This window comes from Streptomyces olivaceus (genome assembly GCF_000721235.1).
GTDB lineage: Bacteria > Actinomycetota > Actinomycetes > Streptomycetales > Streptomycetaceae > Streptomyces > Streptomyces olivaceus.
Map to the genome: position 1 here is coordinate 1 of NZ_JOFH01000051.1, position 25,553 is coordinate 25,553.

General features: G+C 73.8%; 22 protein-coding genes. 8 read left to right on the forward strand and 14 right to left on the reverse strand.

Annotation, left to right across the window (positions count from 1 at the left end; translation table 11 throughout):
- Positions 1–38: 38 nt before the first annotated feature.
- The gene (locus IG94_RS0134955; protein ID WP_052411012.1) at positions 39–1,049 is read right to left on the reverse strand and encodes an alpha/beta hydrolase family protein; all 1,011 of its coding nucleotides are present in this window, start codon (positions 1,047–1,049) and stop codon (positions 39–41) included.
- A gap of 80 nt (positions 1,050–1,129) precedes the next feature.
- Here IG94_RS0134955 and IG94_RS0134960 point away from each other — a divergent pair, with 80 nt between their 5' ends.
- Together IG94_RS0134960 and IG94_RS0134965 are read left to right on the forward strand one after the other, a co-directional pair.
- Positions 1,130–1,681: a helix-turn-helix domain-containing protein gene (locus IG94_RS0134960; protein ID WP_031047001.1), complete on the forward strand. Its 552-nt coding sequence runs from the start codon at positions 1,130–1,132 to the stop codon at positions 1,679–1,681.
- A 78-nt stretch (positions 1,682–1,759) separates the two neighbouring features.
- Entirely contained in the window at positions 1,760–2,245 is a 486-nt protein-coding gene (locus IG94_RS0134965) for a cation:proton antiporter regulatory subunit (RefSeq protein ID WP_031047004.1), read from the forward strand.
- A 63-nt stretch (positions 2,246–2,308) separates the two neighbouring features.
- Here IG94_RS0134965 and IG94_RS0134970 read toward each other — a convergent pair whose 3' ends face one another.
- The 3 genes from IG94_RS0134970 to IG94_RS0134985 all read right to left on the reverse strand — a co-directional run bounded on the left by IG94_RS0134970 (position 2,309) and on the right by IG94_RS0134985 (position 5,964).
- A complete protein-coding gene (locus IG94_RS0134970; protein WP_031047005.1) occupies positions 2,309–3,520 on the reverse strand; it encodes a cation:proton antiporter in 1,212 nt (403 codons plus the stop codon).
- A 530-nt stretch (positions 3,521–4,050) separates the two neighbouring features.
- Positions 4,051–5,595, reverse strand: coding sequence for a potassium/proton antiporter (locus IG94_RS0134980; RefSeq protein WP_031047008.1), 1,545 nt, complete (start codon positions 5,593–5,595; stop codon positions 4,051–4,053).
- 78 nt (positions 5,596–5,673) lie between these two features.
- Positions 5,674–5,964, reverse strand: coding sequence for a DUF3040 domain-containing protein (locus IG94_RS0134985; protein WP_031047011.1), 291 nt, complete (start codon positions 5,962–5,964; stop codon positions 5,674–5,676).
- Between the two features lie 494 nt (positions 5,965–6,458).
- On the opposite strand from IG94_RS0134985, the gene IG94_RS0134990 reads away from it, so the two are divergent.
- Complete coding sequence (locus tag IG94_RS0134990; protein WP_031047014.1) at positions 6,459–6,716, forward strand: helix-turn-helix domain-containing protein; 258 nt, start codon at positions 6,459–6,461, stop codon at positions 6,714–6,716.
- Between the two features lie 103 nt (positions 6,717–6,819).
- Positions 6,820–7,908, forward strand: a complete 1,089-nt coding sequence (locus IG94_RS0134995; RefSeq protein ID WP_031047016.1) for a PucR family transcriptional regulator — start codon at positions 6,820–6,822, stop codon at positions 7,906–7,908.
- 58 nt (positions 7,909–7,966) lie between these two features.
- Here IG94_RS0134995 and IG94_RS0135000 read toward each other — a convergent pair whose 3' ends face one another.
- Positions 7,967–9,505, reverse strand: coding sequence for a flotillin family protein (locus tag IG94_RS0135000; RefSeq protein ID WP_078892543.1), 1,539 nt, complete (start codon positions 9,503–9,505; stop codon positions 7,967–7,969).
- A 75-nt stretch (positions 9,506–9,580) separates the two neighbouring features.
- The gene (locus IG94_RS0135005; RefSeq protein WP_031047023.1) at positions 9,581–10,090 is read right to left on the reverse strand and encodes an NfeD family protein; all 510 of its coding nucleotides are present in this window, start codon (positions 10,088–10,090) and stop codon (positions 9,581–9,583) included.
- A 256-nt stretch (positions 10,091–10,346) separates the two neighbouring features.
- Between IG94_RS0135005 and IG94_RS0135010 the strand changes: the two genes are divergently transcribed.
- Complete coding sequence (locus tag IG94_RS0135010) at positions 10,347–12,263, forward strand: NAD-binding protein (protein ID WP_031047026.1); 1,917 nt, start codon at positions 10,347–10,349, stop codon at positions 12,261–12,263.
- Between the two features lie 14 nt (positions 12,264–12,277).
- Here the strand turns inward: IG94_RS0135010 and tatA are convergent, their stop codons facing one another.
- Complete coding sequence (gene tatA / locus IG94_RS0135015; RefSeq protein ID WP_031047029.1) at positions 12,278–12,553, reverse strand: Sec-independent protein translocase subunit TatA; 276 nt, start codon at positions 12,551–12,553, stop codon at positions 12,278–12,280.
- 133 nt (positions 12,554–12,686) lie between these two features.
- On the opposite strand from tatA, the gene IG94_RS0135020 reads away from it, so the two are divergent.
- On the forward strand, positions 12,687–14,201 hold the full coding sequence (locus tag IG94_RS0135020; RefSeq protein ID WP_031047032.1) for an LCP family protein: 1,515 nt from the start codon (positions 12,687–12,689) through the stop codon (positions 14,199–14,201).
- On the opposite strand, the gene mgtA is transcribed toward IG94_RS0135020, so the two are convergent.
- On the reverse strand, positions 14,192–16,789 hold the full coding sequence (mgtA, locus tag IG94_RS0135025) for a magnesium-translocating P-type ATPase (protein ID WP_043485497.1): 2,598 nt from the start codon (positions 16,787–16,789) through the stop codon (positions 14,192–14,194). The two genes, IG94_RS0135020 and mgtA, sit on opposite strands and share 10 nt — an antisense overlap.
- Entirely contained in the window at positions 16,782–17,180 is a 399-nt protein-coding gene (locus IG94_RS0135030) for an ArsR/SmtB family transcription factor (protein ID WP_052411013.1), read from the reverse strand. Before IG94_RS0135030 ends, mgtA begins: the two co-directional genes overlap by 8 nt.
- Before the next feature lie 325 nt (positions 17,181–17,505).
- Here IG94_RS0135030 and IG94_RS0135035 point away from each other — a divergent pair, with 325 nt between their 5' ends.
- Positions 17,506–17,772 carry a GlsB/YeaQ/YmgE family stress response membrane protein gene (locus IG94_RS0135035; RefSeq protein WP_031047040.1) on the forward strand — a complete coding sequence of 89 codons (267 nt, stop codon included), beginning with the start codon at positions 17,506–17,508 and terminating at the stop codon, positions 17,770–17,772.
- A 29-nt stretch (positions 17,773–17,801) separates the two neighbouring features.
- Here the strand turns inward: IG94_RS0135035 and IG94_RS0135040 are convergent, their stop codons facing one another.
- The gene (locus tag IG94_RS0135040; RefSeq protein ID WP_031047043.1) at positions 17,802–19,646 is read right to left on the reverse strand and encodes a S9 family peptidase; all 1,845 of its coding nucleotides are present in this window, start codon (positions 19,644–19,646) and stop codon (positions 17,802–17,804) included.
- A gap of 130 nt (positions 19,647–19,776) precedes the next feature.
- Between IG94_RS0135040 and IG94_RS0135045 the strand changes: the two genes are divergently transcribed.
- Positions 19,777–20,610, forward strand: coding sequence for an SURF1 family protein (locus IG94_RS0135045; RefSeq protein WP_224316916.1), 834 nt, complete (start codon positions 19,777–19,779; stop codon positions 20,608–20,610).
- 99 nt (positions 20,611–20,709) lie between these two features.
- Here IG94_RS0135045 and IG94_RS39120 read toward each other — a convergent pair whose 3' ends face one another.
- The 4 genes from IG94_RS39120 to IG94_RS0135065 form a co-directional block, all read right to left on the reverse strand.
- Positions 20,710–21,990 carry a hypothetical protein gene (locus tag IG94_RS39120; protein ID WP_224326498.1) on the reverse strand — a complete coding sequence of 427 codons (1,281 nt, stop codon included), beginning with the start codon at positions 21,988–21,990 and terminating at the stop codon, positions 20,710–20,712.
- Entirely contained in the window at positions 21,987–22,562 is a 576-nt protein-coding gene (locus IG94_RS0135055) for a SigE family RNA polymerase sigma factor (RefSeq protein ID WP_031047048.1), read from the reverse strand. Before IG94_RS0135055 ends, IG94_RS39120 begins: the two co-directional genes overlap by 4 nt.
- Before the next feature lie 476 nt (positions 22,563–23,038).
- A complete protein-coding gene (locus tag IG94_RS0135060) occupies positions 23,039–24,160 on the reverse strand; it encodes an aspartate-semialdehyde dehydrogenase (RefSeq protein ID WP_224326499.1) in 1,122 nt (373 codons plus the stop codon).
- A complete protein-coding gene (locus tag IG94_RS0135065) occupies positions 24,160–25,452 on the reverse strand; it encodes an aspartate kinase (RefSeq protein WP_031047053.1) in 1,293 nt (430 codons plus the stop codon). The genes IG94_RS0135060 and IG94_RS0135065 overlap by 1 nt, the downstream gene beginning before the upstream one ends.
- Positions 25,453–25,553 lie beyond the last annotated feature (101 nt).

Consider the following 25,553-nt stretch of genomic DNA (forward strand, 5'->3'; position numbering starts at 1 on the left):
GGCGGGGGGGTGCGTGGGCGCGGGCCGGGGCCGGAGGGTCAGGGGCGCGTCGCGCGCCATTCGTCCCGCGGGTCGTGCGCGGGCTCGGACAGGCGGCTCTCGCTCAGACGGCTCTCGCTCAGACGGCTCTCGCCCAGGCCGCTCTCGCCCAGGCGGCTTCCGAGCCACTCGGCCACGAGGGCGAGCACGTCGGCGTCGACCGGCTGGCGCAGGAGGCGCTTGTAGGAGCGGATCGTCGGCCGGCCGGCGTCGCGGCGCAGCAGGTGGGTCAGGTCCGGGACGCGGTGCGTCTCGATGCCGCCGCCCGGCACCAGGCGCCGCATCACGTCGAGGTCGGCGGGGTCGACCTGGATGTCCTTGTCGCCGGTGACGGCCAGGGCGGGGACGGTGACGGCGGCCAGGTCGGCGCGGGAGTCGTGGACCAGCATCTCGCGCATCCAGCGGGCGTTGACCTCCTTGCCCGCGACGCGCGCCACGTCGGTGGTGGTCCGCCCGATGCGGGCCAGGATCCGCTCGCCCAGGGCGCCCAGCGGGCGGCGCAGGAGGCGCACCGGGGCGGGCAGGCCCCCGAAGACGGAGGCGGCCTGCCAACGGAAGGCCCCCTCCCCCGTGCCCGCGAACCCGGCCAGCAGCGCCACCGCCGCCACCTCGCCCAAGGCCGCGAGGGTCATCCCGTGCAGGGCGCCCTCACTGTGGCCGACGACGCCCACGGCCCCGGCGCGCACGTCCGGGTGGGCGCGCAGGGCGCGCACGGCGGCGGACGCGTCCTCGCGGTTGTCCGTGAAGCCGGACTCCTGCCAGTTCCCGGGGGTGGCACCGGCCCCGCGCCGGTCGTAGCGCAGCGTGGCGACACCGGCGGCGGCCAGCGCGTCGGCCAGCGGACCCCCGAGGCCGAGCGGCAGACTCCGCGTGTTGCCGTCGCGGTCGAGGGGGCCGGAGCCGTGCAGCAGGACGACGGCGGGGTGCGGGCCCGGTCCGGCCGGCCGGGTCAGGGTGCCGGCCAGCAGCGTCCCGTCGTCCGCGGTGACCGTCATGTCGGTGTCGGGCAAGGCTCCGCCTCTCTCGATTGCTCTCGGACTCGATCGCTCTCAACTTCGAGAACGTTATCAGATGTGAGACCATAGGTCACATGCCTACTCCGAACCTCCTGCTGCACCCCGTCCGCATGCGCATCCTCCAGACCCTGGTCGGTGGCGGTGAGCTGACCACCGCCCAGCTGCGCGAACGGCTCCCCGACGTCTCCCCCGCCACCATGTACCGGCAGGTGAGCACGCTCACCGAGGCCGGTGTCCTGGAGGTGAGCAGCGAGAAACGCGTCCGCGGCACCGTCGAGCGCAGCTACCGCGTACGCCAGGAGGAGGCCCTCGTCGACCAGGACACCCGCGCCGCCATGACCAAGGAGGACCACCGGCAGGCCTTCACCGTCTTCACCGGCGCCCTCATGGCCGACTTCGACCGCTACCTCACCCGGGACGACACCGAGCCCGCCCGTGAAGGCGTCCTCTACCGGCAGGGCGCGGTCTGGCTGACCGACGAGGAGTTCGCCGAGCTGGTCGCGGAACTGGAGGACGTGGTCGCCCGTCGTACCGGGCACAGCCCGGGCGACGGCCGCGTCCGCCACCTCGTCAGCCTCGTCGTCGTACCCGACAAAGGAGGCGGCGGCACGGACGGGGAGGGGTGACCGAGCGGAATCGGCCACTGCCCCTTAGGGTGTCCCGGGTTGCCGGAAGGACAGGCCTGGGCAGACAGGGAGGCGGCCGTGGGGGCTGCGCGTACGAGCAGGACGCCGTTGCCGGGGATCGGGGTGCGCTACGACCTCGTCACCCGTGAGCGGCGGAGGCTCTCCGTGGTGGCGGAGCCGGACGGAACGCGGACGCTGAGCGCGTACCGCAAGGACGACCCGGACGACTGCGCCCTCGCGGTGCGGCTGGACGCGGGAGAGGCGGCGGCGGTCGTCGACGCGCTCCGGCCCGCCCACCACAGCCCCAGCCTGCTGTCCACGACCGAGCTGGGGCTGGTCGCGGAGCGGATCGGGCTGTCCTCGACGTCGCACTGGAACGGGCGCCTGCTGGGCGACACCCGCATGCGTACCGAGACCGGCGTGTCGATCGTGGCCGTGCTGCGGCGGGCCGAGGCACTTCCGTCACCCGGGCCGGACTTCCGGCTGGCCGGCGGGGACACGCTGATCGTCATCGGCACGCGGGAAGGCGTCGACGCGGCGGCGGAGATCCTCGGACGGGAGTGAGTCCCCCGGGCCCCCGGGCCCGGACCCCCGGGGACTCCCCCGGGGGCGGGCCGCCGTCGCCGCTCAGGCGTTGGCGTGCGTCGGCTCCGGGTCCGCGGCGGTCTCCGCCGGGGGCCGCGGGCCCCGGCGGCGGGTGACGCGGCGGGCGAGGGGCTCGGTGAAGCGGGCCGTCAGCGGGCCGAGTACGACGAGGATCAGGACGTACGCCGTGGCCAGCGGGCCGATACGGGGCTCGACGCCCACCGCGAGTCCCGCGATGACGATCGAGAACTCGCCCCGCGCGACCAGCGTGCCGCCCGCCCGCCAGCGCCCCGCGCCCTGGACACCGGCCCGGCGTGCGGCGTACCAGCCGGTGGCGACCTTCGTAAGGGCGGTGACGGCGGCCAGGAGCAGGGCGGGCAGCAGGACCGGCGGGATGTCGGCCGGAGCGGTGGACAGGCCGAAGAAGACGAAGAACACGGCGGCGAACAGGTCGCGCAGCGGGGTCAGCAGACTGCTGGCGCCCTCGGCGACCTCGCCGGACAGGGCGATGCCGACGAGGAAGGCACCGACCGCCGCGGAGACCTGCAGTTCCTGGGCGAGGCCCGCCACGAGGAGGGTCAGACCGAGGACGACCAGCAGGAGCATCTCCGCGCTGTCCGAGGAGACCGCGCGGCTGATCAGCCGCCCGTGGCGGAGCGCGACGTAGAGGACGGCGCCGACGGTGCCCAGGGAGATCAGCAGGGTGACCGTGCCGCCGGCCAGGCTCACGCCCGCGAGCAGCGCGGTGAGGATCGGCAGGTAGACGGCCATGGCGAGGTCCTCGATGACGAGGACGCCGAGGACGACCGGGGTCTCGCGGTTGCCGAGCCGGCCGAGGTCGCCGAGGACCTTGGCGATCACTCCGGAGGACGAGATCCAGGTGACGCCCGCGAGCGCCACGGCGGCCACCGGTCCCCAGCCCAGGATCAGGGCGGCGACGGCACCGGGCACGGCGTTGAGTACGAAGTCGACCGCGCCGGAGGGGTACTGGGTCTTGAGGTTGGTGACCAGTTCGGAGGCGCTGTACTCCAGGCCGAGCAGGAGCAGCAGCAGGATGACGCCTATCTCCGCGCCGGTGGCGGTGAACTCCTCGCTGGCCTGGAGGGGCAGGATGCCGCCGTGTCCGAAGGCGAGACCGGCCAGCAGGTAGAGGGGGATGGGCGAGAAACCCACGCGGCCTGCGAGGCGGCCGAGGAGCCCCAGGGCGAGGATGATCGCTCCCAGTTCGATCAGCATGGCGGTCGTGTCGTGCACGGGCGGATGTCCTCCGGGGTGGGGTTGGTGGCGGGCCTGCCGGGGTGCGGGGGTGGTGGGCGGGGGTGGGTACGTGCGTGTTCGCGTGCGGTGCGTGGGTGGTGCGGGTCCGTCGTGGTGCGGGTCTGTCGTGGTGCGGGCCGGGCGGATGCGCTGCCCGGCGTTGCGGGGTGCCGCTGCGCCCACCCGTGCCGCCCCAGCGGCACGACTGCCCGCAGCTTGGGCGGCGTCACTGCCCGCAGCTGGGGGCGGTGCGGCTGCCTCCGGCCAGGCGGCGCAATTGCGCGCGTCGGCGCGGCAGGACTGCCTGTGCGGCGCTGCGGCGCGCGGCGCGTCAGGCCGGGCGGGGTTCGGGGACGCTGTCGCGGGCCGTGTTGTCGATGCGTACGGGATGGACGGCCGGGGCGGATCGGTGCATGTCGCGTCCCCCGTCTCCTCGACCGTGCGTGCATCTCGACCGTGCGTGCATTGAGCACCCGTACTCGCGACAGCGGAGCGTCACGGCTCGGTAAAGAAGTTTACCGCATCACTTATGACGCATTGTGTTGCTTTTCGGTAGGAACTTGGAGCAATGGCTCCGACTCCGGAGCCCCCTGTTCGCCCAGCCAGCGGGCCAGCCTGCCGCGTCGTCCGACGGCGCGCAGCCGGCGTTCCGCCGCCTCCCGCACCTCGGGTGTGGTGATGAGCAGCAGTTCGTCGCCGGCGCGCAGCACGGTGCCCCGGTCGGGCACGAGGCTGACGCCCTCGCGGACGATCAGGCTGACGACGGTCGGGTGCGGCAGCCGCAGTTCGGAGACGGTGACGCCGTGCAGGCGCGAACCCGGCGGGACCGTCAGCGTCAGCAGGTCGGCGTCCAGGACGTCCAGCGGTGCGGTCTCGACCTGGACCTCGCGCAGCGTGTCGGGACGGGTCACGCCGGTGAGCCGGGCGACGGCGGGCAGTGTCGGGCCCTGGAGCAGCGTGAACAGGACGACGAGGACGAACACGATGTTCAGGGCGTCGCGCGCACCGGCCACCCCGGCCACCACCGGGAACGTGGTGAGCACGATGGGCACCGCGCCGCGCAGCCCCGCCCAGGAGATGAAGACCTGCTCGCGCCAGGGCACACGGAACGGCAGCAGGCAGAGCAGGACCGAGACCGGGCGGGCGACCAGCAGCAGGACCAGGCCGACGACCAGGGCCGGAAGGATCGCGGCGGGGAGTTCGGTCGGGTCGACCAGCAGGCCGAGCATGACGAACAGGCCGATCTGGGCCAGCCAGCCCACCCCTTCGGCGAAGGAGCGGGTGGCGGCGCGGTGGGGCAGCTTGGCGTTGCCGAGGACGAGGCCGGAGAGGTAGGCGGCGATGATGCCGCTGGCGTTCAGCGCACCGGCGGCGGCGAAGGCGACGACGCCGAACCCGACCGTGGCCAGCGGATACAGGCCGGTGGCGGGCAGCGCGATGTGCCGCAGGGCCGCGACGCCCAGGCGGCCGATCACCACGCCCAGGACTCCGCCGACCACGAGCTGGTAGAGCAGGTTGCCCATGACGGGGCCGGGGCCGGGCAGGTCGGCGGTGGTGGAGAAGAGCAGGACCAGGATGATGGTCGGCGCGTCGTTGAAGCCGGACTCGGCCTCCACCAGCACGCTCACCCGGCGCGGCAGCGGCAGCGCGCGCAGTACGGCGAAGACGGCGGCGGCGTCGGTGGAGGAGACGATCGCGCCGATCAGCAGGGCCAGCCGCCAGTCCAGGCCCAGCAGCCAGTGCGCGCCCGCCGCGGTCACCACGACCGAGACGGCCACGCCCGCGGTGGCCAGCACCCCGGCGGGGGCGAGCAGGCGCCGGACGTCGCTCCACTGGGTGGTGAGGCCGCCCTCGACGAGGATCAGCGCCAGGGCGGCGGCGCCCAGCGCCTGGGCGAGCTGGGCGTCGTCGAAGCGCAGGCCGAGGCCGTCCTCGCCCGCGACCAGGCCGACGCAGAGGAACAGCAGCAGGCTGGGCAGGCCGATGCGGTGGGCGGCGCGGGCGGCGGCGATGCTGGCCAGCAGCACGGTGCCGCCGATCAGCAGCATCAGGTACAGCTCGGGCAGGGTCATCGAGCGGACTCCGGGCCGGCCGGGGAGTACCGCGCGTCGCCGGTCTCGCGGCGACCCGGCTCGATCTCGGATTCCGGCTCAGGACTCGAACGGCGGGCTCCGCGTCCCGCGCTCGCGGCGGTGCGGGTCGAAGAGCTCGCCCGCCACCCCCGCGAAGACCAGACCGGCGGCGATGAGCAGCCCGTGGCCCAGCACCACGCCGGTGGCCAGCGCGCCCAGCGCGGCGACGAGCAGCAGCCAGGCCCTTCGGTAGCGGTACTCGCGCGGACGGCAGGGCCGGCCGTCGGCGAACGCCTGGGCGAAGCGGGGATCCTCACGGCGCAGGCGGGACTCGATCTCGCTGAGTCTGCGGTCGTCGGGTACGGGCATGGGGTCCTCCTCCCGACGCGGGGCCCTGGCTGGGCGACGCGGTCAGTGGGGCGGGCCATGTGCTCTCCTTGCGGGGTGGGGCGGGCACGATCACACCAGGAGGTAGCGGCAGGGCCGCGCAGACGCGGCCGGCCGTGTGGCGGCCGGTGTGACCTGGTCGCGGCGACCGCCGTGGCCGGGTAAGGGGAGTGGGCTCCAGCCTCGCCCGCCGGGGGCGGTGCGGACCATCCGGGGCGGAGCCCAAATACAGCGGCGTCCGACGTGTAGGGATACGTGCGGGGACACGGGCGGGGACACATGCAGGGATACGTTCGGGCCTGTCCCGATCTTGCTGCACCTATCGTTATTCAATAGATTCGCATCGCGGGGCGATGGACGCGGTCGAGGGGCCCCGCCCGAGGGCGGTCCGGAGAACCAACCCGAGGAACCCGAGGAACCCGAGGAACCCGAGGAACCCGAGGAACCCGAGGAACCCGAGGAAGGAGCGCGGACCGGTGCCGATCGTCGTCGACATCGACGTGATGCTGGCGAAGCGCAAGATGTCCGTGGGTGAACTCGCGGAGCGCGTCGGCATCACCCCCGCCAACCTGGCGGTGCTCAAGAACGGCCGCGCCAAAGCGGTGCGGTTCACCACGCTCGCCGCACTCTGCGACGTACTCGACTGCCAGCCGGGCGACCTGCTGCGCTGGGAGGCGGAGGGCACCCGCCCGCAGGCCGGCGGACGGCCTCCGGCCGGCGGCGACGCAGAATAGGGCCTGCCCCCGCCCTCGCGCGTTGCCGGTTTCCGGCAGCGTTTACTACCCTCACGTTGCCGGACACCGCGCACGGGGCGTGAACGGCAGGGGAGGCGGCGGGGTGACGGACCTGCAGACGGAGCAGCGGGAGACGTATCTGACGGGGTACGCCGAGATCCTCGCGGGCGTCGCCGACACGGGGCGCCGGCCGACCCGCGACGAGCTGGAGGGGCGGCGGCTCTCCGGCGAGCAGGCGGCGGAGTCGGGGCAGAGCCTGCGCAGTCTCGTACGGCTGCACCTGGACGCCACCCGCACGTCCTGGCCCGGCGGCGCGGAGGGGACGGCGGGTGCCGCTCCCGGCACCACGGACAGCGTGCTGGCCGCCGTCGCCCAGGCCGTCGACGCCTTCGCCGAGGGGTACGAACGCGCGCAGCGGCTCGCCGTACGGCAGGAGGAGGCCGCGCGGCGGGAGTTCATCGACGACCTGCTCTACGGGCGCAGCGACCTCGGGCGCCTCGCCGAACGGGCCGAGCGCTTCGGCCTCGTCCTCTCCCAGGCCCACGCCGTCGCGGTGGCCCAGGGGCCTGCGGCGTACGACGACACCGACCCGGTCACCCGGGTCGTGGAGACCGCGCTGATCTCCCGCTTCGGCGACCGGCGCATCCTGATCACCACCAAGAACGGGCAGCTCGTCTGCATCGCCCCCGGCGACGCGGACGACATCCTCGCCTTCTTCGCCAAGCAGGCGTACGCCGCCACGGACGGCGGCCGGGTGGCCGTCGGGCGGCCCCGGACCGGTGCGGGCGGCGTGGTGCACAGCTACGAGGAGGCGCTGAGCACCCTGGAACTGGCCGACCGGCTTGAGCTGGACGAGCCCGTGGTGCGCGCCGCCGACATGCTGGTCTACCCCGTGCTGGCCCGGGACCGGCAGGCGATGTCCGACCTGGTGCTGAGCGTGCTGGGTCCGCTGCGCGAGGCCCGCGGGGGTGCCGAGCCGCTCCTGGAGACGCTGGAGGTGTACTTCGACTCCGGCTGCACCGCGGCCGAGGCCGCCCGGCGGCTCTCGCTCAGTGTGCGGGCGCTGACGTACCGGCTGGACCGCATCCACCAGCTCACCGGGGCCGACCCCGCCGACCCGGTGCACCGCTACACCCTGCAGACCGCGGTCATCGGGTCCCGGCTGCTGGGCTGGCCCGCGCAGGAGATCTGAGCGGGCCGGGCCAGTCCGGCAGCCGGGACAGGGGCAGGGCAGGGCCGGACCGCTGCCGTCAGTCCGTGATCTCCACCTTGCCGTCGCGGCTCTCCGCCTCGCCGTCGCGCCGGTCCGCACGGACGGCCACCTCGGCCGCCCCGAGGGTCCCGGTGGCCGCCCCGGGCGCCCCGGTGGCCGTCCCGGCGGGGGTGTCGCCCTTCGCCGTGATGCCCTTGAGCAGGGACGCCAGGTCGACGCCCGTGGTCGAGGTCAGCAGTTCCATGCCCTGCGCCACGTTGTCGGCGACCGTGCGGGTCAGCCGGCTCGCGCCGTCCGTCGAGATGACCGTCATCTTGTCCACGGCCCCGAGCGGCTCGGACGCCTTGGCCACCACCTGCGGCAGCACCTCGACCAGCATCTGCAGCACGGCCGCGTCGCCGTACCGGTCGAAGGCGTCGGCCTTCTTCTGCATCGCCTCGGCCTCGGCCGCGCCCTTGACGCCGATCGCGGCGGCCTCGGCGTCGCCCTCGAGACGTACGGCGTCCGCCAGCGCGCCACGGCGCTGCTTCTCGCCCTCACCGGTGAGCCGGGCCCGCTCGGCCTCGGCCTCGGCGGCGGCGATCCCGGCGGCGCGCTCGGCCTCCGCCTCCTTCACCCGGGCCACCCGGCGGGCCTCCGCCTCCTGTTCGGCCGCGTACCGCTTGGCGTCGGCGGGCTTGCGCACCTCGGTGTCGAGCTGGCGGTCCTTCAGCGCGGCCTGCCGCTCGGCGACCTTCTCCTGCTCGGCGAGGATGTCCTGCTGCCGGGCCGCCTCCGCGAGGGGACCGGAGGCGTTGGCGCGGGCCGCGGCCTGGTCGGTCTCGGCCCGGATCTCGGCCTGCTTCAGGTTGAGGGTCCGCTGCGCGACCGCGATCTCCTCCTCCGCCTTCAGCCGCGCCTGCTCGGCCGCCCGCCGGGCCACCGCCTCCGCGATGTCGGCCTCCTGCTTGGCGCGGGCCGCCTCGGGACGGCCGAGGTCCTCCAGGTAGGAGCCCTCGGTGCTGATGTCCTGGATCTGGAAGGCGTCGAGCACCAGGCCCTGCCCGGACAGGCTCGCCTCCGCCTCCTCGGCGACCTGGCCGGCGAACGCGGCCCGGTCCCGGATGACGTCCTCCACGGACATCCGGCCGACGATCGCGCGCAGCGCGCCGGACAGCACCTCCTGGGTGAAGCCGACGATGCCGTCCTGCTGCATCAGGAACCGCTGAGCGGCGGCGCGGATCGCGTCCTCCGTGCCGCCGACCTTGACGATCGCGACGCCTTCGAGGTTGGCCTTGACGCCGCGCAGCGTCACCGCGCCGCGCACGGCGACGGGGATGTGCCGCGAGGACAGGTCGAGCACGAACCGCTGCTGCACGAACGGCACGACGAACACGCCGCCGCCGACCACGACCTTCTGGCCGCTGTTGTCGGTGAACACCCGGCCGGTCTCCGGGTCGGTGGACTTCTTCCCCCGCCGCCCGGTGACGATGAACGCCTCACTGGGACCCGCCACCTTGTAGCGGGTGACCACCACCAGCGCGAGCAGCACCAGGAGTACGACGACTCCCACCACCGCGATGACCACAGGACTCATGACAACGCCCCCGTTTCACACAGAGAGAACAGAACCAACAGAAAGAAAAGCAGCCGCGGTCGGCAGCGGCGAAGCTCAGCGCTCCACCGGGCGGACCACGACCGACGTGCCCGTGGGCACCGCCTCGACCCACACCTCGGCGCCCCGCGCCACCGGCACCGCACTGCGCGCCGCGCACTTCAGCGGCTGTCCGGCCAGCCGGAGCAGGACCTCGCCGTAGCCGTCCGCCGGAATGGCGGTCACCACCTTGCCGGCGGTGCCGAGCAGGTCGTCCGTGCTGGGCGTGACGGCGGTCTGGTCGCGCATCAGCGCACGGCTGAAGCGGTACGTCAGCCAGCCGGCCCCCACTCCGGCGACCGCGCCGACCCCGGCGGCGCCCGCGGGGCCCGTCCAGCCGGTACCGAGGGCGATGGCGCCACCGAAGCCGGTCATCGCCGTGAACCCGGCGACGACCGGCAGCGACAGCCACCCCTCCAGGAGACCGTCCAGCGCTCCGTCGAAGACGCCTTCCAGCACTCCGTCGAAGACCAGCGACAGGGCGAGCAGCACGACCCCCGTGATACCCAGTCCGAGAAACCAGACCATGCGTGCCTCCCCCTCCCGTCCCCGTCGCCGAGCCTCGGTGAGACCCATCGTCACACGCGGCGCTATAGCACGTCATTGCCGATCTCCGGCAATCTTTACGCGTCTTTGATGCCGCCCTCGTTCTCCTCGCGGGCACTTCCCCCGCACTTCGGCTGCTCCTGGAACCGCGCCCGGCGCCTGTACTGTCATTCCTCAAATGGGGACTCATACGGGGAGCGTTCCGAACCAGGTTCCGCCGGGCGACGGGTACGCCCACATGGTGGTGTGCGGCGACGACGGCCTGGCACACCGGCTGGCCGCCGAACTGCGCGGCGTATACCGCGAACAGGTCACACTCGTCGTCCCGCCCACCGGAGGCCGGGTGCACCAGCCGGTGGTGGGGCGGGCCCGCGCGGCCTCGGCGGCCCTGCGCGACATCGTCACCGCGGCCGTCAGCCGCGGCGGGAACGGCGACCACGGCGACCCCGGCCGCGAACTGGAGGCCACCGAACCGACCGAGGACGTGCTCGCGGAGGCCGGGGTGGACCGGGCCAGCGCGCTGGCCCTCGTGTACGACGACGACGAGACCAACATCCGGGCCGCGCTGACCGCCCGGCGGCTCAACCCCGGACTGCGGCTGGTGCTGCGCCTGTACAACCGGCGCCTGGGCCAGCACATCGAGGAACTCCTCGACCAGAGCGCCGCGCTGGCCACGGGCGGCGGGCGGGCCACCGGGCCCGACGGGGGCGAGGGCTCGACGACGGTGCTGTCCGACGCGGCCACGGCCGCGCCCGCGCTGGCGGCCACCGCGCTCGTCGGCACCAGCAAGGTCGTGGAGACGGACGGGCTGCTGCTGCGGGCGGTGGAGCGCGATCCGCCGCGCCCCGGCCAGGTGACGCCCCCGGGCCTCGGCACGCTCGCGCTGCTGTCCGCGACGAGCAACGACCCGGCGGGGGCCGACGGTTCGGAGGACAGCGGGGAGCAGGGCCCGCAACTGCTGCCGGACGCGGCGGCGGTGGAGGCGGCCACCGGGCGCGGGACGGTGACCCTGGAGCAGGTGTCGTACTCCGGGCCGCCGCTGCCCGCCGCACGGGCCGGTGTACCGCCGTTCGGCGAGCTGTTCTCGCGGCGGCTGCGGTGGTCGCTGGCCGGCCTGGCGGCGTGCGTGGTCGCGCTGGCCGTGGCGCTGATGGTGGTCACCGGCGAACATCCGCTGCACGCCACCTACGTGACGCTGCTCGACCTGTTCGCCATCAACGAGCCCGCCCTCGACCAGGACCGCGGCCCGCAGATCCTGCAACTGCTCTCCGGGTTCGTCGGGTTGCTGCTGCTGCCGGTCCTGCTGGCGGCCGTCCTGGAGGCGCTGGGGACCTTCCGAACGGCGTCCACCCTGCGCAAGCCGCCCCGCGGACTCGGCGGGCACGTCGTCCTGCTCGGCCTCGGCAAGATCGGCACGCGGGTGCTGACCCAGCTGCGGGAGATGGACATCCCCGTGGTGTGCGTCGAGGCCGACCCCGAGGCGCGCGGCATGGCCACGGCGCGGCGGCTGCGGGTGCCGGTGGTGCTCGGGGACGTCACCCAGGAGGGCGTCCTGGAGGCCGCCAAGATCCACCGCGCGCACTCGCTGCTCGCCCTGACCAGCGTGGACACCACCAACCTGGAGGCGGTGCTCTACGCCCGCTCCGTACGGTCCCGGCTGCGGGTCGTCCTGCGCCTGTACGACGACGACTTCGCGACCGCCGTGTACCGCACCCTGCGTGCCGCACATCCCGACGCGCTCACCCGGAGCCGGAGCGTGACGCACCTGGCGGCGCCGTCCTTCGCCGGGGCGATGATGGGCCGGCAGATCCTGGGGGCGATCCCCGTCGAGCGGCGCGTGCTGCTGTTCGCGGCCATCGAGGTGGCGGGGCATCCGCAGTTGGAGGGCCGGACGGTCGGGGAGGCGTTCCGGGCGGGGGCGTGGCGGGTGCTGGCCCTGGAGGTGTCCGACGGGGAGCAGGGCGAGGGCACCGACCGGAGCGCGGTCAGCGGTGCGGGCGGGGAGGGGGCCGGGTCCGGGGAGTCGCGGCTGCTGTGGGACCTGCCCGACACGTACGTCCTGCGGGGCCGGGACCGGGTGGTGCTGGCGGCCACGCGCCGCGGACTGGCCGAGCTGCTGGGGCGGCGGACGCGGCAGGCGGCGAACGGCCGGTAGGACGGCCCGCACCGTCAGCGGTCCCGGTCGCGGTCGCGGTCACCGGCGGGGGCGGATCCACTCGGCTGCGTTGCGGCGGGGGCGGGGGCGGGGGCGGCCGGTCCGCCGCCGGACGCGGGCTCCGCGGCCGGTCCGCCGTCGGACTTCATGGCCGCGGCCTCGCTCTTCAGGATGCGGGCCGACTTGCCGAGCGAACGCGCCATGTCGGGCAGCTTCTTCGAGCCGAACAGCACGAGGAACACGATCGCCACGATGAGCAGGTGCCAGGGTTCCAGCCCGTTCCGGAGCATCCGCCCCTCCTTCCGTTCACGCTTCACGCCTTCACGCTTCACGCCTTCACGCTCCACGCCGTCACGGCTCGGTCGGCCGCTCTCCTAGGTTGCTATATTGCGCAACTATACAACTATGAGTGAAGGCGCGCCCATGACCACCCCGGACCAGCAGGCGACTCCCGAACGACGCGTCGGACACCGGCGCTCCGGCCGGCGCCGCAGGCGTGGCAGGCTGCGGCCGGCGCTCGCGATATCCCTGTCGCTGATCGTGCTGGTGACGGCCGGGGCCGGCTGGCTGTACCTGCGGCTGACCGGCAACATCGACACCTTCAGCGCGGACGGCATCTCCGACGACCGTCCCGACGCCGCCGCGTCGAAGGGCGAGAACGTCCTGGTCATCGGCTCGGACGCGCGCACCGGCGGCAACTCCGACCTCGGCGGCGGCGACAAGGGCGACATCGGCCGCTCGGACACCGCCTTCCTGCTGCACGTCTACGCCGACCACCGGCACGCCGTCGCCGTCTCCATCCCCCGCGACACCCTCGTGACCATTCCGCCGTGCCGGCTGCCCGACGGGACGTGGACCGAGGAGCAGAGCGACACGATGTTCAACGCGGCCTACTCGGTCGGGCAGACCCCCGAGGGCAATCCGGCCTGCACCCAGAACACCGTGGAGAAGCTCTCCGGACTGCGGGTGGACCACACCGTGGTCGTCGACTTCAAGGGCTTCGCCTCGCTCACGGACGTCGTCGGCGGCGTCGAGGTGTGTCTGCCCCAGGACCTCTACCAGCGCGACCTCAACCCGAACCGCGCCGCACGCGGCAAGAAGCTCTTCGACAAGGGCAAGCAGAACGTCTCCGGGCAGCGGGCGCTGGACTACGTCCGCATCCGGCACGGCATCGGCGACGGCTCCGACATCGGGCGCATCAAACGGCAGCAGGCGTTCATGTCCGGCCTGCTGAAGAAGATCAAGGACGACGGCTTCACCCCGACGAAGCTGCTGCCGCTGGCCGAGGCGGCGACCGACGCCCTGACGGTCGATCCGGGGCTCGGTTCGGCCGACAAGCTGCTGAAGTTCGCGATGTCGCTCAAGGACGTCGACCTGCACAACACCCGGTTCGTCACCATCCCCTGGCGCTACGAGGGCAGCCGGGTCGCCGTCGTCGAACCGGACGCCGGCGACCTGTGGTCCTCACTCAAGGACGACCGTGCTCCGGCCGACGCGGACACCGACAAGGACGGCGGCAAGAGCGGCGGCGAGGACGGAGACGGAGAGGAGGACAACGGCGGGAGCGAGGTGTCGGGGCAGGGCGTCGACGTCGCCGTCCGCAACGGCACCGGCACCACCGGACTGGCCGCCCGCGCCGCCGGGACGCTGGAGGAGAGCGGCTTCACCGTCACGGGGACGGGCAACGCGGACCGCACCGACCACGCCACCACGGTGATCCAGTACGGCCCCGGCCGGAAGGACGACGCGGAGAAGCTCGCCGGACTCTTCCCGGACGCCGGTCTCGAATCCGCCGACGAGGACGGGCTCGTCCTCGTACTCGGCGACGACTACACCGGCGAGGCGTCCGGAGCGCGCGGCGGCGAGGCGTCCGGAGCGCCGGCCGAGGACGCCCGTACGGCCGACGCGGACCCCTGCTCCGACCTCTCCTACGGCTGACGCCGGGTGAGGAGGGCGAGGGCGGCGGCGTAGCCGGTCAGGATCGCGGCGAGCAGCGCGTAGTACGCGGGCGGCAGCGGTTGCAGGCCCAGCGGCGTGCCGAGCGGGGTGAGCGGCAGGGCGATGCCGACGGCGGCCAGCGCGGCGGCGGCGACGCGCAGCGGCCGGGGCGCGGGGCGGGCGCCGGTGCGCAGCAGGACCAGGACCAGCGCCTGCGTGAGCAGGTTCTCGGTGAACCAGCCGGAGTGGAAGGCCCCCTGCTCGTGCACCGCCGACGCGGTCGCCGCCAGGGCGGCGAAGGTGGCCAGGTCGGCGAGGGCGCCGAGCAGCCCGAAGCCGGTCACCAGGCGCAGGAACGGCACGGGCCGCAGCGCCGCCGGACGGGCCAGCGTGCGTGGCGCCGGACGGTCGTGGGCGAGGGCGAGCTGGGCCGCGTCGAAGCACAGGTTCTGCACCAGTACCTGGGACGGGAGCATGGGCAGGAACGGCAGCAGCAGGCCCGCGGCGAGCATCGCCATCACGTTGCCGAGGTTGGAGGAGAGCGTGATGCGCAGGTACGAGGCGATGTTGCCGCTGGCGTGCCGGCCCGCGGCGATCGCGTGGTCGACGGCCGTGAGGTCCTTGTCGGCCAGGACCACGTCCGCGCTCTCCCGGGCCACGTCCACGCCGCCCAGCGGGACCACGCCGACGTCGGCGGCGCGCAGCGCGGGCAGGTCGTTGACGCCGTCGCCGAGGAAACCGACCGTGTGGCCGTGCCGGCGCAGCGCGGTGACGACGCGGGCCTTGTGCTCGGGCGTGCAGCGGGCGAACACCGTGGTGCGGGCGGCGAGTCCGGCGAGGTCCGCGTCGCCGAGCGCCTCGACGGCGGCGGCGTCGACCACCTCGCCGGGCTCCAGGCCCAGGTCGCGGCAGGCGCGGGCGGCCGTGGCCGGGTGGTCGCCGGTGAGGACCTTGACGGTGACTCCGTGCCCGGCGAAACGGGCGAGGGCGTCGGCGGCGGTCGGGGCGAGGGCGTCGCGGAAGGTGACGAAGCCCAGGAAGGCGAGTCCGCGTTCGTCGGCCGGCGTGTAGGGGCGGGCGCGTGCCGGGCGCTCGCCGGTGGCGACGGCCAGCACCCGTACCCCCTGGGCGGCGAGTTCGGCGGCGTCGCGGGCCAGCCGCTCCCGCTCGGCCTCGTCCAGCGCGCACCGCCCGAGTACGGACTCCACCGCGCCCTTGACGACGAGGATGTGGCCGCCGAGCGTGTCCGGGCTGCGCACGACGGCGGTGGACAGCCGGCGCACGCTGTCGAAGGGCAGCGCGGCCACCGGGTCGTACGCCATCGCCTCCTCCGGGTCACCGGCCTCCAGGAGAGCTTCGTCGAGCGGATCGGGAACGGGCAGGTCGGCGAGTTGCAGGGTCCACCAGGCGTTGACCGAGGCCCAGGTCAGCACGGCGGGTGCGGCCCGGCCCGCGGCGTCGACGGCGTCGGCGACCACCGGCCGGTCCTGGGTGAGCGTGCCCGTCTTGTCCAGACACAGCACGTCGGTCGCGCCGAGGTCGTGCAGGGCCGGCGGCCTGCGCACGATCACGCCGTGGGTACGGGCGAGCAGCGCCGCGCCCCGGGTCAGGCAGGTGGTGACGACGACCGGCAGCATCTCCGGCGTCAGGCCCACCGCCACCGCCACCGCGAACGGCAACGTCTCCAGGCCGCGGCCGCGCAGGGCCGCGTTGGCCATCAGCACCAGCGGCGGGGTCAGCAGCATGAACCGGATCAGCACCCACGAGATGCCGTGCACCGAGCGGTCGAACGCGCTCGCCGGGCGCGGTCCGCCCGGCGCGTAGGCGGCGGCGAACCGGGTGCCGGCACCGGTGGCGACCACCACCGCGGACGTACTGCCCGTGGCGACCGTGCTGCCCTGGAAGCACATGTCGGGGCGGGCGAACGACGTGTCGTCCGCGGGCAGCTCCCGGACCTCCTTGGCCACCGGCGCCGACTCGCCGGTCAGCGCGGACTGGTCCACGGTCAGCCCGTGGGCGCGCAGCAGCCGTACGTCGGCGGGGACCAGGTCGCCGGGCCCGAGCCGGACGACGTCGCCGGGCACGACCTCGTCGACGGGGGACTCTCGGACGGCGGGCTCGGCCCGCGGTCCCGCCCGCCGCCGGACGCTCACGGTGGTGGCGACCAGGTCCTGCAGCCGGGCCATGGCGCGTTCGGCGCGGTGCTCGCCGTGCGCCCGCAGCACGCAGCTGACCACGACCAGGGTCAGGATCACTCCGGCCGTGCCCCAGGCGGCGACGGCGGCGGAGACCACGCCGAGGGCGAGCAGCACCGCCGTGAACGGGTCCCGCACGCTGCGCGCCAGGCGCACCGGCCAGGAGGTGGCACGCCGCGCGGGCAGCAGGTTGGGCCCGTGCACGGCGAGGCGGGCGGCGGCGTCGTCCTCGGTCAGCCCGCGCGGCGACGCGTCCAGGGTCCGGAGCAGTTGCAGGGAGGTCAGGCGGTCGATCTCCCGGCCACCGGCCACCGGACCACCGGTCGCCGGGCCTCCGCCGGCGGACCCCGGGCCGGCCGGCCGGGCCGGTGCTGCCAGGAGACGGTCAGGCACCGGTTCCGCGCAGCCGGCGCACCGGCCCCGCTCCCCGCTCGTACACCTGCCCGTGCCCCTGCCGGTACTCCGGTCCCTGCTCCTGCTCGGCGAGCTGGCCGATCATGAGGCGCACCACCGCCACGACGCCCGGGTCGCCGACGTAGTACACCTGGCGACGGCCCTCTCGGCGCGAGCGCACCAGGCCCGCGAGCTTCAGCTTCGACAGGTGCTGGCTGACGGCCGGCAGCGCGCCGCCGACCTGCTCGGCCAGCGCGCTGACGTCCCGCTCCCCGTGCGCGAGGAGCCACACGATGTGCAGCCGCGCCGGGGCGGCGAGCAGTCCGAACGCCTCGGCCGCACGCCCCAGGACCTCGCCGGACGGCTCCTCGTACTGTCCCGAGCCGGCCACTCCCCCCTCGCCTGCCGCCACTGCCCACTCCTGTCCGTGTCCCGTTCGGCGACCCGCCGGCCGCCGGACCTCCCGGTGCGGGCCCAGTCTAGGCGCCGGACCAGGCCCGGGTCCGGGCCCGAGACCACGCCCCGGGACCCCGGCCCGGGACCTCGGCCGGGCGGCAAGGGGGCCTGGCCGCGTGGCGGCGGGTCCCGCGGGTCCCGCGGTCCCCCGCAACCGTCCGGCCTGTTCCCGCGTCCTCTCTGACTAATAGGGTTGCGCAATCAAGCAATCTGCCGGGCGGTCCGCCGGGCAGTCCGAAAACGCGTGCGGAGGAACCGACATGGGCATCATCGGCTGGATCATCCTGGGACTGGTGGCCGGGGCCATCGCCAAAATCCTGCTGCCCGGCCGCGACCCGGGCGGGCTGATCGGCACCACCCTCATCGGCGTCGCCGGCGCCTTCCTCGGCGGCTGGCTGTCCGCGCGCTTCTTCGACCGCCCGGTGCAGAAGGAGTTCTTCGACCTGACCACCTGGGGAGCGGCGATCGGCGGCTCCCTCGTCCTGCTCATCGGCTACCGCCTCCTGTTCGGCAACTCCCGCGACTGACCGGCCGTCCCCGCACCGGGCCCGAGCCGTCAGGCCCCGGGCAGGTGCCTCGCCGCGAAGTCCAGCTCCAGGCGGACCTGCTTGATGCGCTCCTCGACCACCAGGGACCCGTGGCCCGCGTCGTAGCGGTAGACCTCGTGGGCCGCGCCCCTGGCCTCCAGTCGCTCGACGTAGTTCTCCACCTGGCGGATCGGGCAGCGCGGGTCGTTGACACCGGCCGAGATGTAGACGGGGGCCTTGACGTCGTCGACGTAGGTCAGCGGGGACGACGCCTCGAAGCGCTCGGGCACCTCCTCGGGGGTGCCGCCGAGCAGGGTGCGGTCCATGGCCTTCAGCCCCTCCATCTCGTCGTGGTACGCCGTGACGTAGTCGGCGACGGGGACGGCGGCGATGCCCAGCGCCCACGCCCCCGGCTGCCTGCCGACGCCGAGGAGCGTGAGGTAACCGCCCCAGGAACCGCCGGTGAGGATCAGGCGGCCGGGGTCCGCGAGCCCCGACGCGACCGCCCACTCGCGCACCGCCGCGATGTCCTCCAGCTCGATCAGGCCCACCCGGTGCTTGAGGGCGTCGGTCCACGCGCGTCCGTACCCGGTGGAGCCCCGGTAGTTGACCCGGACCACCGCGTACCCGTGGTCGACCCATGCGGCCGGGCCCGCGGCGAAGGAGTCGCTGTCGTGCCAGGTCGGTCCGCCGTGGATGTCGAAGACCGTCGGGAGCGGGCCGCTCACCCCGGCCGGCTTCTGGACCAGGGCGTGGATGCGGCCGCCCGGACCCTCCACCCACACGTCCTCCACCGGGACGGAACGCGGCGACTTCGGGCCGGGCGGGTCCAGGACGACCCGGCCGGCGGTGGAGCGCACGGCGGACGGCTCGGCGGCCGAGGACCACAGGTACTCCACGGTGCCGTCGGGACGGGCCGTCGCCCCGGAGACGGTGCCCGCGGGGGTCTCGATCTCGGTCAGTCCGCGCTCGGCGAAGTCGTACCGGAACAGCTCGCTGCGGGCCTCGAAGCCGTGCACGACCAGCAGCCCGCTGCCGTCCGGGTACCACTCGGCGCTCACGTCGCCGGGCAGCTCCAGCGCGAGGTCGGTCTGCTCCCCCGTCGCCACGTCCCACACCAGCGGCTCCCAGCGGCCCCGGCGCTGGTGGCCGACGAGCAGGCGGGTGTCGCCGTCGACCGGCGCGAAACCGAGCACCTCCAGACCCAGCTCCTCCTCACCGCCCCGGGTGTCGTCCAGCTCGGCGACGGTCGAACCGTCGGCCCGCAGCACACGCAGCGCCGAGTGCATGGCGTCGCCGTGCTCGGTGTGCTCGATCGCGATCAGGGTGCCGTCGTGGGAGAGGTCGCCGACGCCCGCCGACTCGCGGTGCCGGTAGATCTCCACCGGGTCGCCCGCGTCCCGGCGGGCGAGGTGGATCGTCGTGCCCTCCTCGTCCGTGGACCGGCCGACCACCGCCGTACGCCCGTCCCGGCCCAGCGCCAGGCCCGCCGGGTAGGAGGGGTCGAGGCCCGGCACGGCCGCCTCGTCCGCGCCGCCCGCGAAGGGCTGGCGACGCCAGACGCCGAACTCGTCGCCGTCCTTGTCGTCGAACCACCAGATCCAGTCGCCGTCCGGCGAGAGCGCCCCGTCCGTGGTGCCGTTGGGCCGGTCCGTGGCCTGGCGCTGCTCGCCGCTCGACCGGTCCCAGGCGTACAGCTCGTAGGTCCCCGTCACGTTCGACACGAACAGGGCGCGGTCGGGGGCGTCCTCCGCCCAGTCGGGCAGCGACACCCTCGGCGCCCGGAACCGCTTCTCCCAGTCGGGCACCTGCCCGTCCTGCGCCTCCCGGCCCTGTGCCTGCCGGTCCTGTGCCTGCCCGTTGCTCTCAGTCATGGCCCCATACTGCCCCGACCGGCCGACAACGCGCCGACGGGATCCCCAGCCTGTGGACAACTCGTTCGCCCGCACGTTTTCCACAGCCCCGCGGGAGGGGCGCGCGGGCGTGCACCGTACCGTGGAGGGCGTGTACCGGTTTCTGCTGACGCCCCGATGGTGGGGGATCAACGTCTTCGTCGTCCTGGCCATCCCCTTCTGCATCTTCATGGGGTCCTGGCAGCTGGGCCGCTTCGAGGACCGGGTGCAGGACCACGAGACCGCCTCCACGCAGCAGGATTCCGCGGGCCGGGAGGCGGCACGCCCGCTGACCGGGATGCTCCCCGTGGACAAGGCGACGGTCGGCAGGCAGACCACGGTCACCGGCCACTACGACGACCAGCTGCTCGTCCCCGAGCGCAAGCTGGACGACCGGGAGGGCTTCTACGTCCTCACCCTGCTGCGCACCGACGGGGGCGAGGCCCTGCCGGTCGTGCGCGGCTGGCTGCCGGGCGAGCCCGACGCGGCGAAGGCCCCCGCCCCGCCCACCGGCGAGGTCACCGTCACCGGGGCCCTCCAGGCCGCCGAGTCCGCCGGCAGCAACGGCGTCAGCGGCCGCTCCGGCTGGCCGGCCGGCCAGACCGGCGCGATCAGTGCGGCCACGCTCCTGAACTTGGTCCCGTACGACGTCTACGACGCGTGGGTCACGCTGAACGAGGGCGACTCCGGCATGCGGGCCGTCCCGGTGAGCGCGCCGCAGGGCACGGGCCTCGACCTGAAGGCCTTCCAGAACCTCGGCTACACCGCCGAGTGGTTCGCCTTCGTCGGGTTCGTGATCTTCATGTGGTTCCGCCTGCTGCGCCGCGAGGTCGAGCTCGCCCGCGACGCGGAGCTGGGCCTGGTCGCGGACGACGAGGACGACGAGGACGCGGCAGCCGGGGAGGGCTCCGACCGGGAAGCGCGCCCCAGTCCGTCCCACGCCTGACGCGGCACCACGCCACAGCGAGACCGCGAACGCCGGACCCCGTCCGTCGGACGCCGGGCGCCGGATTCCGCGCGCCGGACACCGTCCGCCGGACGAACGCTACGAGCCCGTCCCCGCCAGCACGCCCGTCCAGTACACGGTCCCCGCGCACGCGTTGGACACGGTCGCCGTCGCCGGCCCCGAACCGCCCGCCGGCCGGTACGTCACCGACACGCTGCCGTCGGCGGGACCGTCCTTGGTGAGCAGCTGGGTCGTGGGCCCGGCCTCGGACCCGGCCGTGGAGGTGCCGCCCGCCGCGGACGTGTCCCCGGTGGGCGAGGGGTCGGCCGTGGGCCCGCCCGCATCGCCGCCGTTGCCGCCGCCCGGCGTCGCGCAGGTCTCCGAGGGCACCCAGGCGAACTGCACCTCGTAGGAGGAGGCGGGCGCCAGGGACAGCGAGGCGGTCTCCATCGACGGGTCGGGCAGTCCGGCCGCCGCGTCCCCGGCCGCGTGCCGCGCCGTGCCGATCCTGGAGGTGTCCGCCGTACCCAGCGAGGTGGTGACAACGCTGCCAGGGTCCGTGACGGTGCAGCCCGCCGAGGAGACGTTGGCGACGCGGAAGGAGCCGTAGACCACGCCCACGGAGTCGGGCTCGGCGATGCTCGCGACCTCGGCCGGTCCGAGCTGCCTCGCCGTGCACGCGGGGACGTCGGCGGCGGTGCTGGCGGAGGGTTCGACGCCGGGGGCCGAGCCCCGCGCGGAGCCGCTCTCCTTGTCGCCCGGCGTCTCGGTGGGGCCGGTCCTGTCCCCGCCCTCGGTCTTCTCCCCGGAACCGGCCACGCCGCTCTGGCCGCCGGCCGGGTCCTTGCCCTGGGAAGCGCCGCCCTGGGCCTGCGAGGCGTTGCCCGCGACGGACGGGTCGGCGTCCCGGCCGGTGGAGTTGGAGACGTGTACGAGGGCCGGGACCGCGGTGCCGAGGAAGAGGGCCGCGGCCGCCGCACCGACGACGGCCTGCCGCTTGCGCGCACGCCGGGCGGGCACCGCGCGCCGCAGGTGCTCCAGACTGCCGTCACCGGGGCGCACGTCCTGGACGACCCTCTGCAGCATCCGCCGCAACGCCAGTTCGTCGGCGTCGAGACCGCCGCCACCACCCGCACCACCGTCGGGACCGTCCGGGCCGCTCCGGGTGTCGGTGTCCGGCAGGACCGGTTCCTCCGGTTCGGAGCCGGCCTGCGGGTCGGAGCCCTGGTCGGCGGGGCCGTGGTTCACAGTTCCGTTCCCGGTGTGCGTGTGCTTCGACTGCTGGTCCGCGTCCACGACCTCCGCCTCGCGGACGTCGTCGGCGCCGTGGGTGTCGTCGGCATCGCGGGCGTCGCGCCGCGCGTCGTTGCCGTCACTCATGCCGGCGCCTCCATGGCCACCCTGAGCGCCGCGATCCCGCGCGAACCGTACGCCTTGACCGAGCCCAACGATATGCCGAGCGTCCCGGCGACCTGTGCCTCGGTCATGTCGGCGAAGTAGCGCAGGACCAGGACCTCGCGCTGGCGGCGCTGGAGCCCCTTCATCGCCTTGATCAGGGAGTCGCGCTCCAACTGGTCGTAGGCGCCCTCCTCCGCGCTCGCCATGTCCGGCATCGGCTTGGACAGCAGCTTGAGACCGAGGATGCGGCGGCGCAGCGCCGAGCGCGACAGGTTGACGACGGTCTGGCGCAGATACGCCAGGGTCTTCTCCGGGTCGCGGACGCGTTTGCGGGCCGAGTGCACGCGTATGAAGGCCTCCTGGACGACGTCCTCGCAGGAGGCCGTGTCGTCGAGGAGGAGGGCGGCGAGACCGAGCAGCGACCGGTAGTGCGCCCGGTAGGTTTCGGTGAGGTGGTCGACTGAAGTACCCTCCGCCGCCGCCTCCTCCGCGCCGTCGCGCTGGTTCGAGATGCGGGCCGGCCGCGCTGCGGGCATGGGCGCGATCACCGGCATGCCACCGGCCGGGCCGGCCACACGGGGACGGACGGACCGGACGGGTGGGCGCAGCGCCGTGCTCCGCGCCCCTGCGGTGAATTCGAGTACCTCTGCCACGCCTGTTGGACACGCTCGCCCCCGTGAGGGTTGTACGTGCCGGGCGTCACGTTCCTGTCTCCCCCGGGCAGCCACCCGGCTGACGGTGCGTCATAGGCCCTCATCGTCCGCTCTTCCCCTGTGTCCCATGTGAACCGGCGTCCCCACGCCCGTCCTCGGCGTCCCCACGCCGACCCATGCGCCCCCGCGGCCCGAATGGTGACCGCAAAGACGCTCCCCGCCGCTCGCGCGGTTGCGGAGGGCGGGGAGGAAATCCTCTGACGGTTCGGGTGCCGGGTACAAGTAGTCCGGACCAACTTCCGGATCACATCTCGCACACGGATTCTACAAAGGAGACCCACGTCGGCCAGGACTTTTGTCTCCGCGGGACCTCCGGCTCAGCCCAACTCCGCCGCCACCAGCTCCGCGATCTGAGCGGTGTTCAGCGCGGCGCCCTTGCGCAAGTTGTCGCCGCAGACGAACAGTTCGAGCGCGGTCGGGTCGTCCAGGGCTCGCCGTACCCGTCCCACCCAGGTCGGGTCGGTGCCGACGGCGTCGGCCGGGGTGGGGAACTCCCCCGCGGCCGGGTTGTCGAACAGGACGACGCCGGGCGCGGTCGCCAGGATCTCGCGCGCCCCCTCGACGGAGACCTCGCCCTCGAAGCGGGCGTGCACGGTCAGCGAGTGGGTGGTGACCACCGGGACCCGGACACAGGTCACCGCCACGGGCAGCCGCGGCAGTCCGAGGATCTTGCGGGACTCGTCCCGCACCTTCATCTCCTCCGACGACCAGCCGTCCTCCCGCAGCGAGCCGGCCCACGGTACGACGTTCAGCGCGACCGGCTCCGGGAACGGCCCGGTGCCGTCGCCGACGGCCCGCCGCACGTCGCCGGGGCTGGTGCCCAGCTGGGTCCCGGCCACCAGCGACAGCTGCCGGCGCAGGGTGTCCACGCCGTCCCGTCCGGCGCCGCTGACGGCCTGGTACGAGGAGACGACCAGCTCGCGCAGCCCGAACTCGGCGTGCAGCGCGCCGAGCGCCACGATCATGGACAGCGTCGTGCAGTTCGGGTTGGCGACGATCCCGCGCGGCCGCATCCGCGCGGCGTGCGGATTGACCTCGGGCACGACCAGCGGCACGTCCGGGTCCATCCGGAACGCGCCGGAGTTGTCGACCACCACCGCGCCCTTGGCGGCGGCGACGGGCGCCCACTGGGCGGCGACCTCGTCGGGTACGTCGAACATGGCGACGTCGACCCCGTCGAAGGCCTCCTCGGCGAGCGCCACCACCTCGATCTGCTCCCCGCGCACGGCCAGCTTGCGGCCGGCCGAGCGCGGGGAGGCGATCAGGCGGATGTCGCCCCAGACGTCCGCGTGCTGGGACAGGATCTGGAGCATGACCGAGCCGACGGCACCGGTCGCGCCCACGACGGCGAGCGTGGGCCGTCCGGCGCGGCCGTCCCGGCCGGTACAGCCGTCACGTCCGCCGCGTTCGTCCCGCCCGTCGCGTCCGGTGTCGGACATCAGCGCCCGGTGCCTCCGTACACGACTGCCTCGTCACTGTCGGAGTCGAGCCCGAAGGCGCTGTGCACGGCGCGCACGGCCTCGTTCACGTCGTCCTTGCGGGTGACGACCGAGATACGGATCTCGGAGGTCGAGATCAGCTCGATGTTCACCCCGGCGTCGGAGAGCGCGGTGAAGAAGTCGGCGGTGACGCCCGGGTGGCTCTTCATGCCCGCGCCGACCAGGGAGATCTTGCCGATCTGGTCGTCGTAGCGCAGCGAGTCGAAGCCGATGCCGGCGCGGTTCTTCTCCAGCGCGTCGATGGCCTTGCGGCCCTCGCTCTTGGGGAGGGTGAAGGAGATGTCCGTCAGGCCGGTGGAGGCCGCCGACACGTTCTGCACGACCATGTCGATGTTGACCTCGGCGTCGGCGATGGCGCGGAAGATCGAGGCCGCCTCACCCGGCTTGTCCGGCACGCCGACGACCGTGATCTTGGCCTCCGAGGTGTCGTGCGCGACACCGGAGATGAGGGCCTGCTCCACCTGCTTTTCCCCTTGCTTCCCTTGCTTCTGCTTGATCGGCTCGCTGCTGACCCACGTGCCCTGCAGTCCGCTGAAGCTGGACCGGACGTGGATCGGGATGTTGTACCGGCGGGCGTACTCCACACAGCGGTGGAGGAGCACCTTGGAACCGTTGGCCGCGAGCTCCAGCATGTCCTCGAAGGAGATCCAGTCGATCTTCTTCGCCTTGCTCACCACACGCGGGTCGGCGGTGAAGACCCCGTCCACGTCGGTGTAGATCTCGCAGACGTCCGCGTCGAGCGCGGCGGCGAGGGCCACGGCCGTGGTGTCGGAGCCGCCGCGGCCCAGCGTGGTGATGTCCTTGCTGTCCTGGCTGACGCCCTGGAAACCGGCGACGATGGCGACGTTGCCGTCGTCCACCGAGGTCCGGATGCGCCCCGGCGTCACGTCGATGATCCGGGCCTTGTTGTGCACCGAGTCGGTGATGACTCCGGCCTGGCTCCCGGTGAAGGACTGCGCCTCGTGGCCCAGGTTCTTGATGGCCATGGCCAGCAGCGCCATGGACATGCGCTCCCCGGCGGTCAGCAGCATGTCGAGTTCCCGCCCGGAGGGGATAGGAGACACCTGCTCCGCGAGATCGATCAGCTCGTCCGTCGTGTCGCCCATCGCGGAAACGACGGCGACCACCTGGTTGCCGTTCTTCTTCGCTTCCACGATCCGCTTGGCGACGCGCTTGATGCCCTCGGCATCGGCTACGGAGGAGCCTCCGTACTTCTGCACGACAAGGCCCACGTGCGCTCCTCGCTCAATCCGTCTCTTACCGCACGTACGTATATGTACTGCGGTCGGCTCATTTTACCGAGCGTCCGGGTTTCGTCCCTGCGGTGTCGCAT

Excerpts from the sequence above, each read along its gene's own strand:
- tatA (WP_031047029.1), bottom strand. The coding sequence starts at position 12,553 with ATGCTCCGGAACGGGCTGGAACCCTGGCACCTGCTCATCGTGGCGATC.
- IG94_RS0134960 (WP_031047001.1), top strand. The coding sequence starts at position 1,130 with ATGCCTACTCCGAACCTCCTGCTGCACCCCGTCCGCATGCGCATCCTC.
- IG94_RS0135005 (WP_031047023.1), bottom strand. The coding sequence starts at position 10,090 with ATGGTCTGGTTTCTCGGACTGGGTATCACGGGGGTCGTGCTGCTCGCC.
- IG94_RS0135020 (WP_031047032.1), top strand. The coding sequence starts at position 12,687 with ATGACCACCCCGGACCAGCAGGCGACTCCCGAACGACGCGTCGGACAC.
- IG94_RS0135055 (WP_031047048.1), bottom strand. The coding sequence starts at position 22,562 with ATGCCGGTGATCGCGCCCATGCCCGCAGCGCGGCCGGCCCGCATCTCG.
- IG94_RS0134985 (WP_031047011.1), bottom strand. The coding sequence starts at position 5,964 with ATGCCCGTACCCGACGACCGCAGACTCAGCGAGATCGAGTCCCGCCTG.
- IG94_RS39120 (WP_224326498.1), bottom strand. The coding sequence starts at position 21,990 with ATGAGTGACGGCAACGACGCGCGGCGCGACGCCCGCGATGCCGACGAC.
- IG94_RS0135010 (WP_031047026.1), top strand. The coding sequence starts at position 10,347 with ATGGTGGTGTGCGGCGACGACGGCCTGGCACACCGGCTGGCCGCCGAA.
- IG94_RS0135040 (WP_031047043.1), bottom strand. The coding sequence starts at position 19,646 with ATGACTGAGAGCAACGGGCAGGCACAGGACCGGCAGGCACAGGGCCGG.
- IG94_RS0135035 (WP_031047040.1), top strand. The coding sequence starts at position 17,506 with ATGGGCATCATCGGCTGGATCATCCTGGGACTGGTGGCCGGGGCCATC.
- IG94_RS0135060 (WP_224326499.1), bottom strand. The coding sequence starts at position 24,160 with ATGTCCGACACCGGACGCGACGGGCGGGACGAACGCGGCGGACGTGAC.
- IG94_RS0134980 (WP_031047008.1), bottom strand. The coding sequence starts at position 5,595 with ATGACCCTGCCCGAGCTGTACCTGATGCTGCTGATCGGCGGCACCGTG.
- IG94_RS0135000 (WP_078892543.1), bottom strand. The coding sequence starts at position 9,505 with ATGAGTCCTGTGGTCATCGCGGTGGTGGGAGTCGTCGTACTCCTGGTG.